16 protein-coding genes are annotated in these 15,705 nt (G+C 65.2%); 11 read left to right on the top strand and 5 right to left on the bottom strand.

Translation table 11 applies throughout. The annotated features are described in order from the left end of the window. The first annotated feature begins 128 nt into the window (after positions 1 to 128). On the top strand, positions 129 to 440 hold the full coding sequence (locus OLX23_RS11690; RefSeq protein WP_264445172.1) for a hypothetical protein: 312 nt from the start codon (positions 129 to 131) through the stop codon (positions 438 to 440). A 205-nt stretch (positions 441 to 645) separates the two neighbouring features. On the opposite strand, the gene OLX23_RS11685 is transcribed toward OLX23_RS11690, so the two are convergent. Further along, positions 646 to 1,590: a TIGR03619 family F420-dependent LLM class oxidoreductase gene (locus OLX23_RS11685; protein ID WP_264445171.1), complete on the bottom strand. Its 945-nt coding sequence runs from the start codon at positions 1,588 to 1,590 to the stop codon at positions 646 to 648. A gap of 83 nt (positions 1,591 to 1,673) precedes the next feature. Here OLX23_RS11685 and OLX23_RS11680 point away from each other — a divergent pair, with 83 nt between their 5' ends. The 6 genes from OLX23_RS11680 (at position 1,674) to OLX23_RS11655 (ending at position 7,043) form a co-directional block, all read left to right on the top strand. Beyond that, positions 1,674 to 2,363: a TetR/AcrR family transcriptional regulator gene (locus tag OLX23_RS11680; protein WP_264445170.1), complete on the top strand. Its 690-nt coding sequence runs from the start codon at positions 1,674 to 1,676 to the stop codon at positions 2,361 to 2,363. 74 nt (positions 2,364 to 2,437) lie between these two features. Beyond that, positions 2,438 to 3,202: an SDR family NAD(P)-dependent oxidoreductase gene (locus OLX23_RS11675; protein ID WP_264445169.1), complete on the top strand. Its 765-nt coding sequence runs from the start codon at positions 2,438 to 2,440 to the stop codon at positions 3,200 to 3,202. A 13-nt stretch (positions 3,203 to 3,215) separates the two neighbouring features. Beyond that, positions 3,216 to 4,028 carry an SDR family NAD(P)-dependent oxidoreductase gene (locus tag OLX23_RS11670; protein WP_264445168.1) on the top strand — a complete coding sequence of 271 codons (813 nt, stop codon included), beginning with the start codon at positions 3,216 to 3,218 and terminating at the stop codon, positions 4,026 to 4,028. A 10-nt stretch (positions 4,029 to 4,038) separates the two neighbouring features. Further along, on the top strand, positions 4,039 to 5,328 hold the full coding sequence (locus OLX23_RS11665; protein ID WP_264445167.1) for a hypothetical protein: 1,290 nt from the start codon (positions 4,039 to 4,041) through the stop codon (positions 5,326 to 5,328). Positions 5,329 to 5,341: 13 nt separating this feature from the next. Then, positions 5,342 to 6,520 carry a sulfotransferase family protein gene (locus OLX23_RS11660; protein WP_264445166.1) on the top strand — a complete coding sequence of 393 codons (1,179 nt, stop codon included), beginning with the start codon at positions 5,342 to 5,344 and terminating at the stop codon, positions 6,518 to 6,520. Positions 6,521 to 6,533: 13 nt separating this feature from the next. Next, the gene (locus OLX23_RS11655) at positions 6,534 to 7,043 is read left to right on the top strand and encodes a VOC family protein (protein ID WP_264445165.1); all 510 of its coding nucleotides are present in this window, start codon (positions 6,534 to 6,536) and stop codon (positions 7,041 to 7,043) included. 6 nt (positions 7,044 to 7,049) lie between these two features. Here OLX23_RS11655 and OLX23_RS11650 read toward each other — a convergent pair whose 3' ends face one another. Then, positions 7,050 to 7,541 (bottom strand): VOC family protein, encoded by a 492-nt coding sequence (locus OLX23_RS11650; RefSeq protein ID WP_264445164.1) that lies wholly within the window; start codon positions 7,539 to 7,541, stop codon positions 7,050 to 7,052. A gap of 214 nt (positions 7,542 to 7,755) precedes the next feature. On the opposite strand from OLX23_RS11650, the gene OLX23_RS11645 reads away from it, so the two are divergent. The 3 genes from OLX23_RS11645 to OLX23_RS11635 all read left to right on the top strand — a co-directional run bounded on the left by OLX23_RS11645 (position 7,756) and on the right by OLX23_RS11635 (position 11,705). Beyond that, positions 7,756 to 10,335 carry a putative bifunctional diguanylate cyclase/phosphodiesterase gene (locus tag OLX23_RS11645; protein WP_264445163.1) on the top strand — a complete coding sequence of 860 codons (2,580 nt, stop codon included), beginning with the start codon at positions 7,756 to 7,758 and terminating at the stop codon, positions 10,333 to 10,335. Positions 10,336 to 10,650: 315 nt separating this feature from the next. After that, a complete protein-coding gene (locus OLX23_RS11640; RefSeq protein ID WP_264445162.1) occupies positions 10,651 to 10,920 on the top strand; it encodes a GlsB/YeaQ/YmgE family stress response membrane protein in 270 nt (89 codons plus the stop codon). Positions 10,921 to 11,054: 134 nt separating this feature from the next. Then, the gene (locus OLX23_RS11635; RefSeq protein ID WP_264445161.1) at positions 11,055 to 11,705 is read left to right on the top strand and encodes a superoxide dismutase; all 651 of its coding nucleotides are present in this window, start codon (positions 11,055 to 11,057) and stop codon (positions 11,703 to 11,705) included. A 60-nt stretch (positions 11,706 to 11,765) separates the two neighbouring features. Here the strand turns inward: OLX23_RS11635 and OLX23_RS11630 are convergent, their stop codons facing one another. Both OLX23_RS11630 and OLX23_RS11625 read right to left on the bottom strand, forming a co-directional pair. Next, complete coding sequence (locus tag OLX23_RS11630) at positions 11,766 to 12,311, bottom strand: sigma-70 family RNA polymerase sigma factor (protein WP_264445160.1); 546 nt, start codon at positions 12,309 to 12,311, stop codon at positions 11,766 to 11,768. After that, positions 12,298 to 12,516, bottom strand: a complete 219-nt coding sequence (locus OLX23_RS11625) for a NepR family anti-sigma factor (protein ID WP_264445159.1) — start codon at positions 12,514 to 12,516, stop codon at positions 12,298 to 12,300. Before OLX23_RS11625 ends, OLX23_RS11630 begins: the two co-directional genes overlap by 14 nt. A 183-nt stretch (positions 12,517 to 12,699) precedes the next feature. Here OLX23_RS11625 and OLX23_RS11620 point away from each other — a divergent pair, with 183 nt between their 5' ends. Next, entirely contained in the window at positions 12,700 to 14,355 is a 1,656-nt protein-coding gene (locus tag OLX23_RS11620; protein ID WP_264445158.1) for a CHASE domain-containing protein, read from the top strand. 274 nt (positions 14,356 to 14,629) lie between these two features. On the opposite strand, the gene OLX23_RS11615 is transcribed toward OLX23_RS11620, so the two are convergent. Further along, a complete protein-coding gene (locus OLX23_RS11615; RefSeq protein WP_264445157.1) occupies positions 14,630 to 15,424 on the bottom strand; it encodes a response regulator in 795 nt (264 codons plus the stop codon). Between the last annotated feature and the right edge of the window lie 281 nt (positions 15,425 to 15,705).

The raw sequence follows: 15,705 nt of genomic DNA, 5'->3' as shown, positions 1-15,705 counted from the left end.
TTTTGACGGCGCGATGGTTCCCGTCTGGGCAATTTTGCACGGAACGGCTTCGACACGGGGAACCGCGCCGACGCACCCCGCGTTCTTTCGGAACCGGTCCGGAGCGACCGTGAGAACAGGAGAACACGATGAGTGACATCGCCGAAAATGCGCCAGCGCAGGCCGTCACCAAGGACGCCGTGGCGGACAAGGCGCCCGATCCGCGCCGGCATTATTCGAGCCCCGAAGAGCTACGCGAAGACATCGCGCTCGATCTCGACACGCGCGAGGAACTGCTTCGCCAATGGCAGAAGGATCTCGACCAGCGGCTCGAGGCCGAATCCGAAGGCATGAGCGCTTCCGATCCGATTTCGGAAGAGCAGGAATCGAAGCTCGCCAGCGAACATCGCCGCGTCAGCAAGGCGCTCGAGAACATCGCCGCGGAGCGCCAGCGCATCTAGTACGATCGACGGCCGAGCCCCTCCCGGGTGCGCCCCCGCTGGCAAAGCGGGGGCGCGGGTCTACTGGGGCCGGCCGCAGTGCCCTTCACACGACGGCTGACCGTTCCTGTTTGCGCGAAATGCCTTGTTGTGAACTTTACCGGACTGGTTGCGAAACAGTCTTGCCGCTTTGCTAACCCTGTTTCGGCCTGATCAAGCCAAGTCCTTACAATTCCCCGATCGGGCCGACGATCGTCTCGGCAAATTCAGCGAACTTGGCCTTAACGCCCGCCTCTTCGAACGGAAGTTCGCCGCTCGAGGCCAGGTTGAATTCGGTGACGCCGGCATCGCGATAGCGCTTGAGATCGTCGAGCGATGCGTTGCTGTAGACGATCTTGATGATCCGCAACGCCTCGGGATCGCGCCCCGCCTCGCGCGTCATCGCCTTGAGCTCGGCAATCACCTGCGGCGCCTGATCGATCGGCAGATTATATGGCAACCAACCGTCGGCCAGTCGCGCCACGCGGCGCATGGCCGGCCTGCTCTCGCCGCCGATCAGGATCGGCACGCCGCCCGTGCGCAAGGGTTTGGGAAACGAATAGGCGCCGGCGAAGTCGAAATGATGGCCGTGGTACGACGAAGTCTCGTCGAGCCACAGCCGCCGCAATGCGACGATCGCCTCGTCGGTGCGCTTACCGCGCGTCGAAAAGTCGAGACCCAGCGCGTCGAACTCCTCCTTGGCCCAGCCAACACCGACGCCGAGCACCACCCGGCCGCCGGAGAAGCTGTCGAGCGAGGCCAGTTCCTTGGCCAGGAACACGGGATTGCGCTGCGGCAGGACGAGGATGTTGCTGCCGACCTCGATCGTCGAGGTCGCTGCCGCCGCCCAGGCCATGCCCATGACCGGATCGACCAGCGGCGATCGGACGTCGGCCATGGCATAGGTATCGTCGTCCCATTGCAGCGGCGCATCGTCGCTCTGTTCGGGCATCTCCTGACCCGAACCGGCGGCGTAGGGATAGGTGCTTTCGGGATAGGCCGCGAACTGGATGACGTGCTCGGGCAGCCAATAGTGTGCGAAGCCCGCGGCTTCGGCGGCGCGCGCCGAATACCGGATGAAATTGCCATCGGCATAAGGACCGATGCCACCGCAGGTGATCCCGACCTTCATCGCATGCTCTCCTTCGCGCCGGCCGCTGCTGTCGAGCGGCTTGGCAAGACGGCAAGACTGTCCTAATCTTTAGGAATTATCAAGTGAGGCAGGGCGTGACCGACAAGGCAAGGCGGGTTTCGGAAAATCCGGGCAGTGGCGAAACCGCGCTGATCCTCGCGGCCGAGCGGCTGTTCGCCGAGCGCGGCATCGAGGCCGTCGCCCTGCGGCACGTCAACCAGGCCGCGAACCAGCGCAACATGTCCGCCGCACACTATCACTTCGGGTCGCGCGAGGGGCTGGTCCACGCCGTGCTGATGTACCGCTGGCCCGATCTCGACCGGCGGCGCGGCGCCATGCTCGAGGCGCGCTCGGGCAAGCGCGACCTGCGCTTCTACCTCGAAGCCTTCATCATGCCGCTGGTCGAGGAACTGCGCCCGCGCGACGAGGGAAACTTCTACATCCGCTTCATGCAGCAGTATGAACGGTTCCGGCAGGACTATGCGGTCGCGCGCGAACTCACACCGTTCAGCGTAGAGATCTACGCTCACATCGAGCGGCTGATCGGCTACCTGCCCGAAGCCGTGAGGCGACTGCGCATCGGCTATCTGATCAACATGATCCATTCGGTGCTCGCGATCGCCGAGGAGCGACTTGGCCAGGGTAAGGTCGCGCCGGCGGAGATCGCGCTGATTGCCGCGAACCTGATCGACATGTGCGCGAGCGCACTGACCGCGCCGCTCTCGATCGATACACAGGACCTGCTTCCCGGCGAGCCAAGTGCCTCGCCCTGACGGTCAAGCGCCAGCCGCTTGACCGCCACCCCTAATTCCCACAGATTATTCATCGAGAGGAAGAGGAGTCGGCCATGGGCATGCTCGAAGGCAAGGTCGCGCTGATCACGGGCGCAGGCACCGGGATCGGCAAAGGCACGGCGCTGATGTTCGCGGCGGAAGGCGCCAAGGTCGTCATCGCCGCGCGCCGCGAAGCACCGTTGCAGGCAGTCAGCGCCCTGGCGCCGGGCAGCATCAGCTACGTCCAGATGGACCTGACCAGCGCCGAGGACCGCGCCCGCGCGCTGCAGACGGTGATCGACCGCCACGGCAAACTCGACGTGCTCGTCAGCAATGCCGGCGCGCAGTTGTGGAAGAGCTTCGCCGAGACCAGCGACGAGGAGATCGAGACGATCTTCGCGACCAACCTCGCCGCGACCACGCGCCTGTTCAAGCAGGCGCTGCCGCATCTCGAGGCGAGCCGCGGCAACATCGTCATCGTATCGTCGACCGCCTCGCACTACACCTTGGTGCCGACGCAGAAGCTGTCGGTCTACGGTGCTTCGAAGGCCGGGCTCAACCAACTCACGCGCACCCTGGCGCCCGAACTCGGCCCGCTGGGGATCCGCATCAACGCGGTCGCGCCGGGCCTGACCCGCGGCGAATATTCGGGCGAGAGCCTCGATCTCGAAGCCGACCAGGCGACGCGCGACTGGATCGCCTCGGTCACCGCGCTCGGCCGCATGGGTGAACCCAGCGACATCGCCGAAGCCATCACCTGGCTCGCCAGCGACCGCGCCGCCTGGATCACCGGCCAGGTGATCGACGCGAGCGGCGGCTGGCAGATCGGTCCGCGATAACGGGAGAAGCACGATGAGCGAAGGCAAGAGCGTAGTCGTCACCGGCGCCGCCGGCGGCATCGGCCGGGCGACCTGCGAGCGACTGGCGAAAGCCGGCTGGCGCGTGCTGGCGACCGATCACGACGCCGGCAAGCTGGCCTGGGCCGAAGGCATCGCGGGCATCACGCCACTGGCGATCGACGTCGCGTCCGAAGACGACAACCGGCGCATGGCAACCGAAGCCGAGGCGCGTTTCGGCGGGCTCGACGCGGCCGTGTTCAACGCCGGTATCGGCGGCGGCGGCTCGATCGACGACCTGCCCTTCGCGCAGTTCCAGCGCGTGCTCGGCGTCAACCTCGTCGGCCCCGTGCTCGGCATCCGCGCGGTACTGCCGCTGCTGCGCAAGGCCGGCGGTGGCGCGATTGCCGTCACTTCCTCGACCATGGGCGTCGGCGGCGAAGCCGAGAACTGGGCCTATTCGATGACCAAGCACGCGCTGATCGGGCTGGTCCAGTCGCTGTCGCGCGAGATCGGCTGGGAAGGCATCCGCATCAACGCGCTGTGCCCCGGACCGACCAAGACCGCGATCGCGGGCATGGAAGGGCAGCAAGGCGTCGCCGAGGCCGACCTGCCGCCGCACTATCACTCGCTCAAGCGCCAGGTGCCGCTGCAGCGCTGGGCGGATCCCGACGAGATGGCCTCGGTGCTCGAATTCCTCGTCTCGCCGGCCTCGTCCTACGTCAACGGCCATGCGCTCGTGGCCGACGGCGGCGCCGTGGTCGGCACTGGGCTGACCCTGCCCAAGACGGGTGCGGCGCGCACCTATCCCCTCGACGACAAGCACTGAGGCAAGACCGATGACCGACAATTCGAGTGGCATGTCGCAGGACAATTTCGTGCCCGTCGCCGACAGTGCCGAGCGCGCGGCGGCAGACTTTTCCTCGGACGAAGGGGCGCTGGCCTATGCCTATGGCGAACTCGACAAGCTCGTCGAATCGATGCGCTATTCGCTGAAGAAGCAGATCCTGGGTTGGCCCGAGGAAGACCGCGAGATCAACACCTACGAGGCGCTGCGCCACCTGCTGCGCAACATGAGCTTCGGCCACGCCGCGCATGTCGAGGGCGATTACGGCAACCCGACCCTGACCAAGATGGGCGGCACCAACCGCATTCAGTTCCAGCTCCAGTCGACCGATTGCAACTATCATTCGGCGATCCTGCACGGCGCCCACACCTATCGCCTGCGCGGCAATCGCGGCTCCTGCGCGGTGTTCCAGATCAGCACCTACAACAGCCACTCGTGCGACTTCGTCGGCGGCTGGAAGATGATCGGCAACGCCAACAACGTCGACACCCCGCAATTCGCCGCGGGCAAGGACATCGACGTCGTGCTCAGCCACAAGCGGCCTACGCAGCTCGGTGCCGACCAGGTCTGGCTCGAGCTGCCCGAGGGTCGCTGCGAAATGCACATCCGCCAGTACTATGCCGACTGGTTCAGCGAGCAGCCCGCCAATCTGATGCTGACCTGCGAAAACCAGGTCTTCCCGGCGCCCTTGCTGACGCGCGACAGTTCGGAGGAGCGGTTCAAGCGGCTGGTCGACCTGCTGAGGGTCCACGCCGATTTCTGCGAGGCGGGGGTCAAGGGTCACCTGGCCTCGCCGCCCGACAAGATCGCGCGCTTTGTCGTGCCCGGCGCCTTCGCTGGCACCGACTACTTCTCGGGCGCGTTCCGCTGCCAGCCCGACGAGGCGGTGATCATCGAGGTCGACAAGCCCGACTGCGAATACTGGAACGTCGAGCTGACCCAGCTCCAGTGGGAGCCCGGCGACTGGTGGGCGCGGCTGCTCAACTACAACCTCGCCCAGGTCCACTACGAGGCCGACGGCAAGGTGCGCTTCATCGCGACATGGCAGGACCCGGGCCTGCCCAACTGGTTCGACTGTTCGGGCCGCACCACCCACCTCGTCGGCTTCCGCTTCTTCGAGACCAAGAGCCCGCAGCCCGAACCCAGGGTCAAGGTCGTGCCGCTGGCCGAACTCGACCAGCATATCTCACCCGACATGCCGCGGATCAGCCCGGCCGAGCGGCAGGCGCAGATGGAGGCACGGCTGGTCTCGGTCTACCGCCGCCGGTTCCACGATTTCTGAGGGGATGGGAGACATGGACGAACTGAGCCAGGCCAAGCAGGCCTTCACCTTCGAGCCCTTGCTCGACCAGGCCTTCGCCGAGGCCGGCACCGGCGCGAAGGCATTCCGCGACGAGAGCTTCTTCGAGGGACTGCACCGCGTCCTCGCGATCCCGCACAACATCGCCATCTCGCTGAGCGGCGTGCAGATCATGCACGCCAATTCGCTGCGCTTCCTGGTCAACCGGCTGCGCTGGGAAGCCGATGTCGAGAAGTACCCCGAGATCCTCGACGAGGACGTCGACGATCCGATCGTCGTGCTCGGCCTGCCGCGCTCGGGCACGACCAAGCTCCAGCGTTTCCTCTCGGCCGATCCGGCTTTGCAGGCGACCCCGGCCTGGGCGATGTGGAACCCGGCGCCTTTCCCCGGCGAGGAACGCGGCAATCCCGCGCCGCGCCGCGAATGGGCCGCGCGGATGATGAACGCGGTGACCAACACCGGCGACACCTACCAGAAGATGCACGAGTTCGCCGCCGACGAGGCCGAGGAATCGAGCTTCATCCCGATCGCCAATTTCGACAACATCGGCCAGTTCATCACCGCGCCCGACTATTCCTACCTCGACTGGCTGCGCTCGCGCAGCCGCGTGCCGTCGCAGGCCTATCTCAAGCAGATGCTCAAATACCTGCAGTGGCAACAGGGCGGCAAGAAGGGGCCGTGGCTGCTCAAGAACCCCTGCAACACGGGCGAATTCCTCGAAGTGCTAGAGGTCTTCCCGCGCGCGACCTTCGTCATCTCGCGGCGCGACATCTACAAGACGATGGGCTCGTCGATGCGCATGGGCACCGAGATCCTGCAGAACACCTTCGATCCGCTAGATCCCAAATTCGTCGGCCAATACACGGTCGACATCTGGGCGTACGAGGCCAAGCGCTATCTCGAACAGAGGCAGGCCAAGGGCTCCGAGGTCCGGCTGATCGAGGCCGACTACAAGACCTGCGTCGCCGACGGCATCTCTGTCGCGCGCGAGGTCTATGCCGCACATGGCCTGCCCTGGACCAAGGAAGGCGAAGCGGCGATGCGCCAGTGGGACCTGGACAACCCGCGCCACAAGCTCGGCTCCTACGGTTACGAGCTCGAGGATTACGGCTGGTCCGAGGAAAAGATCGCAGACGCCTTCGGCCCGATCGCCGAAGACTGGCGCGGAAAGTAAAGGGAGAGAGACGATGATGTTCCTGCGCGGGCACATGCAGAATGCCTACGTCACGCACGATCTCGACAAGGCGATCGAGATCATCGGCAACCAGTACGATATGGAGCCGTTCCAGCGGATCGATCCGGTGCTGACGATCAAGACGCCCAAGGGCCACCAGCCGATGGCGAACCGCGTCGCCTCCTATTGGGCGGGTGGGCTCAACATCGAGATCATCCAGCCGGTGTCGGGCTATGTCGACGACTATCTGGCCATGCTGCCGGCCGACAAGACCGACTGCGTGCCGCGCTTCCACCACATCTCGCTGCGCCGCGACGACGAGGCCGAGATGCGCCAGGAGATTGCCGCGCTGGGCCTGCCGCTGGCCTTCGAGGGGCCGCTGACCAGCGAAGCCGAGATCCCGCCGCTGATCTTCGTCTATCTCGATGGCCGCAAGTCGCTCGGCCACTATGTCGAGTTCACCTGGAAGAGCCCCGAGGCCTGGCAGTTCGTCGGCTGGCCCGAGGGTCGCCCGGTCTGGTGACCCCCGCTAGGGCTTGACCGGCTTGCCCGCCGGCCAGCCCTGACCCTGCCAGCCCTCGGCATCGGCCCAGACATATTCGAAGAAGTGACCCGTGGACTCGCGCGCATCGAGATAGATGAAGACGAGCCCGGGCACCGAGCCCTCAAACACCACGGGCAAGCCGAGATCGGCGATCTCCCGACGCATCTGCGCCTCGTCGTCGCGACGCACCGCGACGTGATGGAACCGCGGCGTCGGATCGCTCTTGTCCGCGCCGAGCACGCAGGCATAGGGATCGGTCCAGCCCTTGACCGGTTCGATCAGTTCGATCTGCACATCGTCGCACCAGCCCAGCGCCACGCGTACGCTGGCTTCCTTGTCGCCCTCGGGCGTCTTGAGGACCATGTCTGGTTCAAAACGGATCCAATCTTTCACGCCCCAGCGGTCGGTGACGAGCGTCATCGCCGCCTCGAGGTCATGCGTGATGTAGGCGTTCTGATAATGGTTCCTCAGGAACATGCGCCGGTCCTCCGCCCGATTTTCCTAGTCGTGCGGGGCGCGGCCGAAGTGGTCAAGCGTGGGGAATGGCCGGTCAAGTGCCTCTTCCCTTCCGGCCAAAGCCGGCATTTACCGCGAAAAACAAGCTTAGCGAAATCTCAACCAAAACGGCCGAAGAACAGGAAGAGTTCAAAAGTGCACGCCTGCCAGGGCAGGTATGAGGAAATCGCGCAGCATGGAACGACGCCAGTCCCTGACTGCCCGCCTGCGGGACATCGGGTGCGCGCAAGCGGCGATCTACGCCTGCGCGGCCACGGCGATCACCATGGGCCTGCTCGGCATGTCGGGCTGGGTCTTCGCCAGCGACTTCCTGCGCGTCCGGCTGATCGAATATGCCACGCTCAATCCGGCAACCGCGATCGCCCTGATACTGGGCGGCGCCGCGATCGCCTTCACCGCGCGCGGCCGGAGATCCTGGGCCCTGAGTGCAGCGCTGCTGGTGGTCGCCATCGCCGTCGCGAAGATCGCGGACCTGGCGCTGGGCGGAATCCCCGTCGATCGCATGATATTCGCCGACCTGCTCGACAGCGACATCGTCCCGCGCCCGAGCCGCATGGCTCCGAACACCGCCGTCGCGCTGATGTTCGGTGGGCTCGCGCTCAGCCTGCTTCAGGCGCGCGGACGTCGCACGCGCCAGGCGGCGCAGCTCCTGGCGATGTGGGTCATGCTCGGTGCTTCCTTCGTGATCGTCGGGCACACCTTCAGCCTGTTCTATTTCAATCGCTTCGGCACCTATCTGCCGATGGCCAAGCCGACGGCGATCGGCCTGCAGGCGATCGGCTTCGCGGTCATGGCGCTGTCGCGCGACATCGGCCTCATGCTCGTGCTGCGCGATCGCGGCCCCTCGGGGGCGATGTTCCGCATCACCCTGCCGCTGATCATCTTCATCCCGCTGACCGTGGCCGTGCTGCGCATCCTCGGCGAGCGCCACGGCTTCTACGGGCGCGAAGCGGGCATGGCGCTGCAGGTGATGGGCAACGTCATGGTCACCTCGACCCTGCTGCTCGCCTGCGCGATCGTACTCTACCGCAGCGACATCGCGCGGCGTCAGCAGGAAATCGAGCTGCGCAACAGCGAGCAGTTCAGCCGGCTGGTGGCTTCGGCGAACCCCGATTGCATCTCGCTGCTCGACGAGGACTATACGGTGCTCTTCGCCAATGAAGCGATCCTGCGCGCCTATGGCCTCGACGACGCCTCGCAGATCATCGGCAAGCCCTATGGCCATCTGCTCGACGACGCCACCCGCGCCGATCGCGACGCCGCCCTGGCCGCGGCGCGAAGCGACGGCAGCGGGCGCTTCACGCTGTGCTTCTCCAATGCCTCGGGCGATCACCGCTGGTACGATTCGATCGTCTCGCGCCTGCCGGACGACCACAACTGGCCGTTCCGCTACATGGTGATCTCGCGCGACATCTCGGAAAAGCGCCAGATCGAGGACAAGGTCCGCTGGAAGGCCTCGCACGACGATCTGACCAAACTGCCCAACCGCGCGCAGTTCCAGACGCATCTCGACCGCCACGTCCGCCAGGCCGGACAGGAAGGTTTCGCGCTGTTTGCGCTCGACATCGACAACTTCAAGACGGTCAACGACACGCTCGGCCACGATGCCGGCGACCGGCTGCTCGAGACCGTAGCCGAACGCATCGGCCGCGCGGTACGCCAGGGCGACGTCGTCGCCCGCCTGGCTGGCGACGAATTCGCCGTGATCGCGCGCAATGTCCGCACCGAACCCGGCGCGGTGGCACTCGCCGAGCGCATCTTCGACAGCCTGCGCGAACCCTGGCTCTACCAGGGCCGGCCGCACGAATGCCGCGTCTCGATCGGCGCCTCGCTCGCGCCACGCCATGGCGACGGCGCCGAGGAACTGTTCAAACACGCCGACATCGCGCTCTACGAGGCCAAGGCGCGCGGCAAGGGCCAGATCGCCGTGTTCCGCCCGAGCATGAAATCGGCGGTCGAAAAGCGCAGCCGCCAGCTCTCGCTGGCGCGGCACGCGCTGAGCCGCGGTTTCATCGTGCCCTACTACCAGCCCAAGGTCGAACTCAGCACCGGGCGTGTGGCGGGCTTCGAGGCGCTGCTGCGCTGCCGTCACCCCACCCAGGGCGTGCAGATGCCGGGCACGATCGCCGCCGCCTTCGAGGACCTCGAACTCGCACACGAGATCACCGAACGCATGCTGGCCCAGGTCCTGCTCGACATGCGCCGCTGGCTCGATCGCGGGCTGCCGTTCGGTCACGTCGCCATCAACGTCACCGCCGCCGACCTTCGTCAGGACAATTTCGCCGAACGCCTGCTGACCAGCCTTGCCGGCCTATCGCTTCCACACGACTGCCTGCAGGTCGAAGTGACCGAGACGGTATTCCTCGGCCGCGGCGCCGAATATGTCGAGAAAGCGCTGCGCCAGCTCCACGATGCCGGCATCCGCGTCGCGCTCGACGATTTCGGCACGGGCTATGCCTCGCTGTCGCACCTCAAGCAGTTCCCGGTCGACATCGTGAAGATCGACCGCTCGTTCCTCAGCGACTTCCAGCGCGATCCGCAGAACCAGGCGATCATCAACACGGTGATCAACCTCGGCCACAGCCTCGACATCGAGATCGTCGCCGAAGGCATCGAGACCCGCGAACAGGAACGCCATCTGCTCGCGCGGAACTGTACCTATGGCCAAGGTTATCTCTACGGCAAGGCGATGCCCGCGCTGCGCGTGCCGCGGCTGCTGACCACCTTCCAGGACGACTATCGCAGCGCGGCTTAGGCGCGAAGACCAAGCGCCTAAACGCAGCGCATAAAAAAGCCCCCGCCGGAGCGGGGGCAGACAGTCGTGTTTTTCGAGATCAGCCACCCGTGGTCGCAGGCGGCGGACTCGACCGTCTTACAACGATCGAGGGCGTCTGTCTCGCCCCTTGCCGGGCACTGTTTCAAAGCGGGACAATGACTTGGCTCACGATCGCAGGCCGCACACGACGCTGGTTTTGCCGCCATTCCGCGCACCGCGAAACACCCCGATACGGGAACAAATGCCGCACTCCGCCGTTAGCGTCTACACGATAAAGACAGGAGTTTGCGTGCCATGACTCTCATTCTCGTACTCGTCGTCGGTGGCGTCATCGGCTGGCTCGCCAGCATCGTCATGCGCACCGATGCCCAGCAGGGTATTCTGCTCAACATCGTCGTCGGCATCGTCGGCGCGCTCATCGCGGGCGTGCTGATCACCCCGCTGATCGGCGGCGCGCCGATCACCAGCGGCACCTTCGACTTCATGTCGCTGCTCGCCTCGTTCCTCGGCGCCGTGGTCCTGCTGGCGATCATCAATTTGTTCCGTCGCGGCTCTGTTCGCTAAGCCGTCGACACCCCATATTGAGTGAGATGGCGGGCCTTCTGGCCCGTCATCTTTTTTGCACATCCGGACTGGCGCGAAGAAACCAGGCGGGGAGGCGAGGTTTCTGAAAGGGTATGCTCAAGTAGGAAACCGTCATGACCATTTCGCTCATCCCCCTGCCCTACCCCGACACCGCCCTCGAACCGCACGTCTCGAAGCGAACGCTCGACCTGCACCACGGCGCGCACCACAAGACCTATGTCGACAAGACCAACGACGCGATCGCCGGCACCAAGCTGGCCGACGCCGACCTCAACGACGTGGTCAAGGCGGCGAAGGACGACGCCAAGCTGTTCAACAACGCATCGCAGGTCTGGAACCACGGGTTCTACTGGCACAGCCTGACCCCCGACACGACCGCGCCGAGCGACGCGCTCGCCAAGGCGATCGACCGCGATTTCGGATCGCTCGACGCGTTCAAGGAAAAGCTCGAGGCCGAGGCCGTGGGCCACTTCGGATCGGGTTGGGCCTGGCTGGTGCTCAAGGGCGACAAGCTCGAGATCGTCTCGACCCACGACGCGCATTCGCCGTTCAGCGACGACAGCGGCATTCCGTTGCTGACGATCGACGTCTGGGAACACGCCTATTACCTCGACAGCCAGAACAAGCGCCCGGCCTATGTGAAGGCGGTGCTCGACAAGCTGCTGAACTGGCGCTTCGCCTCGGAAAACTTCGAACGTGGCAGCGTCTGGCGCTATCCATCGGAGGTCGATCAGTCGGCGTTCAAGCTCGAAAAGGCCGACTGATTCCAGACAGGCTCGACGAGACCACGGCCCGCCCATTCGGCGGGCCGTTTTCGTTTGGCCTCAAGCCTTTTCGTGTTCGACGGTGATCGTGTCGCGTTCGGGATCGAGCAAACGCGCGAGTTGGTCGCGCGCGCGCGCAACGCGGCTCTTCATCGTGCCGACCGCGCAGTCGCTGATCTTGGCCGCTTCCTCATAGGTAAAACCGCCGGCACCGACGAGCAACAGCGCCTCACGCCGCTCGGGCGAAAGCTTCATCAGCGCCACTTCCATGTCGGACAGATGCAGTGGCGCTTCCTGGTCGGCCTCCATCACGAGCAGCCTCTCGGCCGAATCGGGATCGTAGTCGGCCTGGTGGCGATTGCGGCGCAGCTCGCTGAGGAAATGATTGCGCAGGATCGCGAAGGTCCAGGCACGCATGTTGGTGCCGGGCGTGAACCGCTCGCGCGCGGTCCAGGCCTTGATCGCGGTTTCCTGGACGAGATCGTCGGCGAAGTCGGGACGGCCGCAGAGACCGCGCGCGAAAGCGCGCAGGTGCGGCAGGACCGTCAGCAGATCGCGCTTGAAGACCTCGTCATCGTGAGCGACCGAGCCCTCAGTCACGCTCATTCTTCGCCCGGTCGAGCTTCTTGAGCAGGTCGTCAAAGCTGTCGGGCAGGGGTTCGTGCACGACGGAGTTGTAGAGCTGCCTCAGGCCATCGGCCCACCCCGGTTCGGCACGGCCCGGCTCGGCGCGATCGCCAGCCGTTCCCGAGCGCCCCTGGTTACGCTTCCGGTCATCCATTCCCTGTGGCTGACTCAAAACGAACTCCATCTTGCAAGGTCCTATTTCCTTCCAATCCGCCGGAGCGTCAAGCACACCGCTCATAACGACTGTCGGAAGTGGAACTTTCAAGACTGGACATAGTTCCATTGCCGACGAATGCTTGGCAGGTTGTCGAAGGGGGGCACTTGCGCAGGTCCGTGACGGTCTTCCCCGAGTTTTATTTGAGGCGTCATGGATAAAGCGCTGCTCGCCCGTGTCGAAAAACAGGCGTGGTTTCACCGCTACCCGCGCGGCTGGCCGCTGCTCCTGTTCGTGCTCGTTGCCGCGGGCACGCTGCTCAGCGTCATGGCGATCGAGCGCGCCGAGGCCGATCGCCGGCAGATCGAGCTCGATCGCAACGTCACCGAGCTCGCTTCGGGCCTGCAGCGGCGGGCCTCGGAAAACATCGCCATCCTGCGCGCGGGCGCGGCACTGTTCACCGCCAACGAACGCGTTTCTCCGGAGGCCTTCGCGGATATCGCCAAAGGGCTCTACGGCGACAACGACTATCACGGTTCGCGGGGGATTGCCTGGGCCCGCTGGACCCCGGCCGACGATTTCGCCCGGTTCGAGAAAGCGGTCCAGGACGTCGTGGACCCGGCCTATCGCATCAAACCGGGGATCGAGCCCGGCCGCAAGGTCTACGTACCGATCGTCTACATCGAACCCAGAAGCGCTTCGAATCGTACGGCAATCGGTTTCGACATGTATTCGGAACCCGTCCGGCGCGAAGCCATGGATCTCGCGGCCGCCCTGGGCCAGCCGGTAGCCTCCGGTCTCGTTCATCTCGTTCAAGACCGCGACACGACCGACGCCAAGGGCTTTCTGATCTACATGCCGGTCTTCGCCGGGCAAGGCAGCGAGCGCCACGTCCGCGGCTTCGTCTACAGCCCGTTCCGCGCGAGCGAATTCCTCGGCTCTGCCGTCGAACTGGTGCGCGATCGCGGCGTCGAGATCGCCATCTACGACGGTCAGCGTCAGCCGGACCGGCTGCTCGCGGCCCGCATGATCGAGGGCGACAACGACGTGTCGCTCGACCGGCGGATCGTGATCGCCAACCGCCCCTGGATCGTCAGCGTCAGCTTCAAGCGCGCGCGGACGCTGTCGGCGCTGTCGCGCGCGACCCTGGTCTTCGGCGCGGTGCTGGGCGTGCTGGTCATGTTCATCGCCCGCCTGATCACCAAGCGATCGGCCGAGGACCGGATCGTGCTCGAATGGTTCAGCGACCAGTCGGCGATCCGCAACTCGCTGACGCGCGAGCTCAACCACCGGGTCAAGAACACCCTGGCGAACGTGCTGTCGATCGTCGCGCTCACGCGCCGGCGATCGGTCGATCTCGACGATTTCGCCGAGAGCCTGACCGGCCGCATCCGCGCCTTGTCGGCCACGCACGATCTGTTGTCGCAGAGCGACTGGACCGACGCGCCCGTTGCCGAGATCGTCCGCAGCGAACTCGCGCCCTACATGGGCGAGAAGGACGGCCATATCGACATGGCGGGACCGGCGATCAACCTCGCGCCCAACGACGCCATGTCGCTGGGCCTGGCGATCCACGAACTGGCGACCAATGCCGCCAAGTACGGCGCGCTTAGCACCACCCAGGGGCGCGTCTACATCGAGTGGCGCCTGATCGCCCCCGACGTCGCCGAGCTGCACTGGCGCGAGGCCGGCGGTCCGCCCGTGGTCGCCCCGCGCAAGCGCGGCTTCGGCCGAGATCTGCTCGAGAAGATCGTCGCGCACGAACTGGGTTCGAAGGTCGACCTGCGCTTCGATCCCGAAGGCGTCGAATGCACGCTGCAGGTGCCCGTGCGCAAGCTGACGAGCTTCGCGCTGCGTTCGACACGCTGAGGGGCGGGTTCAGCCTCGCTATCGCTTGCAGAGATGTTTGATCCTCCCCTGCAAGGGGAGGTGGCATCGGCACAGCCGATGACGGAGGGGTATCCCGCTATCGAGAGGGTGACACCCCTCCACCACCCGCTGCGCGGGCGGTCCCCCTCCCCTTTCAGGGGAGGATCGACGAAGCGCAAAGACGTGCATTTGCAAACGATCTAATCGCCCAAAGCAAAACACCCTCCCGGTGAGGGGAGGGTGTGAAGCGAAACCAGTGGTGACCTATCCGCGGTCAGCCCAGCGGGCGGCTGGTGCCGAAGAACAGCGCCTGGCTGATCGCGGTGCGCACGGTCGATTCCTGGAACGGCTTCGTGACCAGATAGGTCGGCTCGGGCCGCTCGCCGGTCAGCAGCTTTTCGGGATAGGCGGTGATGAAGATCACCGGCAGATCACCGAACTTGAGCAGGTCCTCGACCGCGTCGATGCCCGAGCTACCGTCGGCCAGTTGGATGTCGGCGAGGACGAGGCCCGCCGGATGCTCGGAGAAAATCTCGAGCGCCTGAGTGCGCGTGGCCGCCGTGCCGATGACACGGTGGCCGAGGTCGGTGACGAGGTTCTCGAGCTGCATCGAGATCAGCGGCTCGTCCTCGATGATCAGCACGTCGGTCGCGGTCTCGCTCTCGATCTCGTTGATCGCCTGGACGACCATGGCGTCGACATTGTCGACCGAGGTATCGAGGATGATCGCGGCCTCTTCCGAGGTGAAGTCCTCAAGCGTCGTCAGCAGCAGCGCCTGACGGTGTTCGGGGGTGACATGGGCGAGGCGGGTCTGCGCGACCTGCTCGTGCGCGCCGGCGTCAGCCTCGGCCATGGCGGCCTCGACATGACCCGTGGACCAAATCCGGTTGAACGCCGCGTAAAGCGAAACGCGGCTTTCGCCGATCTGGTCGAGCAGGCCCTTGTCCGCAAGCGCCGCCTCGAGCGTGGCGCGCACATAGGTGTCGCCCGAAGTCTGTGATCCGGTCAGCGCGCGTGCATAGCGGCGCAGATAGGGAAGTTGGACCGCAATCTGGTCAGCCATCGACATGGAATACCTCAACAAGAATACACGGGTTTAGAAAGGTATAGTCAAAGTGCACCGGTCTTCTGGAGCTGTTCTCGGGCGCCTTTACCATCCTCGCTCAAATCCCTTGACGTCCTAACACAGCGTCTGTTCCTAGCCTCGCAAAATATTTTTCAAATCAGGGGGAACCAAAGTCCAAGGGTGACGTTTTGCCAGTATCACCACTGGCCCTCCCGTACCCACCCCCCGCAAACCGGTGGTGACCCGATCCCGAGGCCTCCCCCTTCAACGAGGGCGGAGGCCTC

The sequence above is a fragment of the Novosphingobium sp. JCM 18896 genome (assembly GCF_025938095.1).
Classification (GTDB): Bacteria; Pseudomonadota; Alphaproteobacteria; order Sphingomonadales; family Sphingomonadaceae; genus Novosphingobium.
Note: the sequence above shows the minus strand (reverse complement) of the source record. Positions and strands in the feature narration are given on the sequence as shown.

Bases quoted from the DNA above. Each gene is read 5' to 3' on its own strand.
- OLX23_RS11640 (WP_264445162.1), top strand. From the start codon at position 10,651: ATGACTCTCATTCTCGTACTCGTCGTCGGTGGCGTCATCGGCTGGCTC.
- OLX23_RS11690 (WP_264445172.1), top strand. From the start codon at position 129: ATGAGTGACATCGCCGAAAATGCGCCAGCGCAGGCCGTCACCAAGGAC.
- OLX23_RS11635 (WP_264445161.1), top strand. From the start codon at position 11,055: ATGACCATTTCGCTCATCCCCCTGCCCTACCCCGACACCGCCCTCGAA.
- OLX23_RS11615 (WP_264445157.1), bottom strand. From the start codon at position 15,424: ATGTCGATGGCTGACCAGATTGCGGTCCAACTTCCCTATCTGCGCCGC.
- OLX23_RS11620 (WP_264445158.1), top strand. From the start codon at position 12,700: ATGGATAAAGCGCTGCTCGCCCGTGTCGAAAAACAGGCGTGGTTTCAC.
- OLX23_RS11660 (WP_264445166.1), top strand. From the start codon at position 5,342: ATGGACGAACTGAGCCAGGCCAAGCAGGCCTTCACCTTCGAGCCCTTG.
- OLX23_RS11625 (WP_264445159.1), bottom strand. From the start codon at position 12,516: ATGGAGTTCGTTTTGAGTCAGCCACAGGGAATGGATGACCGGAAGCGT.
- OLX23_RS11655 (WP_264445165.1), top strand. From the start codon at position 6,534: ATGATGTTCCTGCGCGGGCACATGCAGAATGCCTACGTCACGCACGAT.
- OLX23_RS11670 (WP_264445168.1), top strand. From the start codon at position 3,216: ATGAGCGAAGGCAAGAGCGTAGTCGTCACCGGCGCCGCCGGCGGCATC.
- OLX23_RS11665 (WP_264445167.1), top strand. From the start codon at position 4,039: ATGACCGACAATTCGAGTGGCATGTCGCAGGACAATTTCGTGCCCGTC.
- OLX23_RS11685 (WP_264445171.1), bottom strand. From the start codon at position 1,590: ATGAAGGTCGGGATCACCTGCGGTGGCATCGGTCCTTATGCCGATGGC.
- OLX23_RS11630 (WP_264445160.1), bottom strand. From the start codon at position 12,311: ATGAGCGTGACTGAGGGCTCGGTCGCTCACGATGACGAGGTCTTCAAG.
- OLX23_RS11650 (WP_264445164.1), bottom strand. From the start codon at position 7,541: ATGTTCCTGAGGAACCATTATCAGAACGCCTACATCACGCATGACCTC.
- OLX23_RS11645 (WP_264445163.1), top strand. From the start codon at position 7,756: ATGGAACGACGCCAGTCCCTGACTGCCCGCCTGCGGGACATCGGGTGC.
- OLX23_RS11675 (WP_264445169.1), top strand. From the start codon at position 2,438: ATGGGCATGCTCGAAGGCAAGGTCGCGCTGATCACGGGCGCAGGCACC.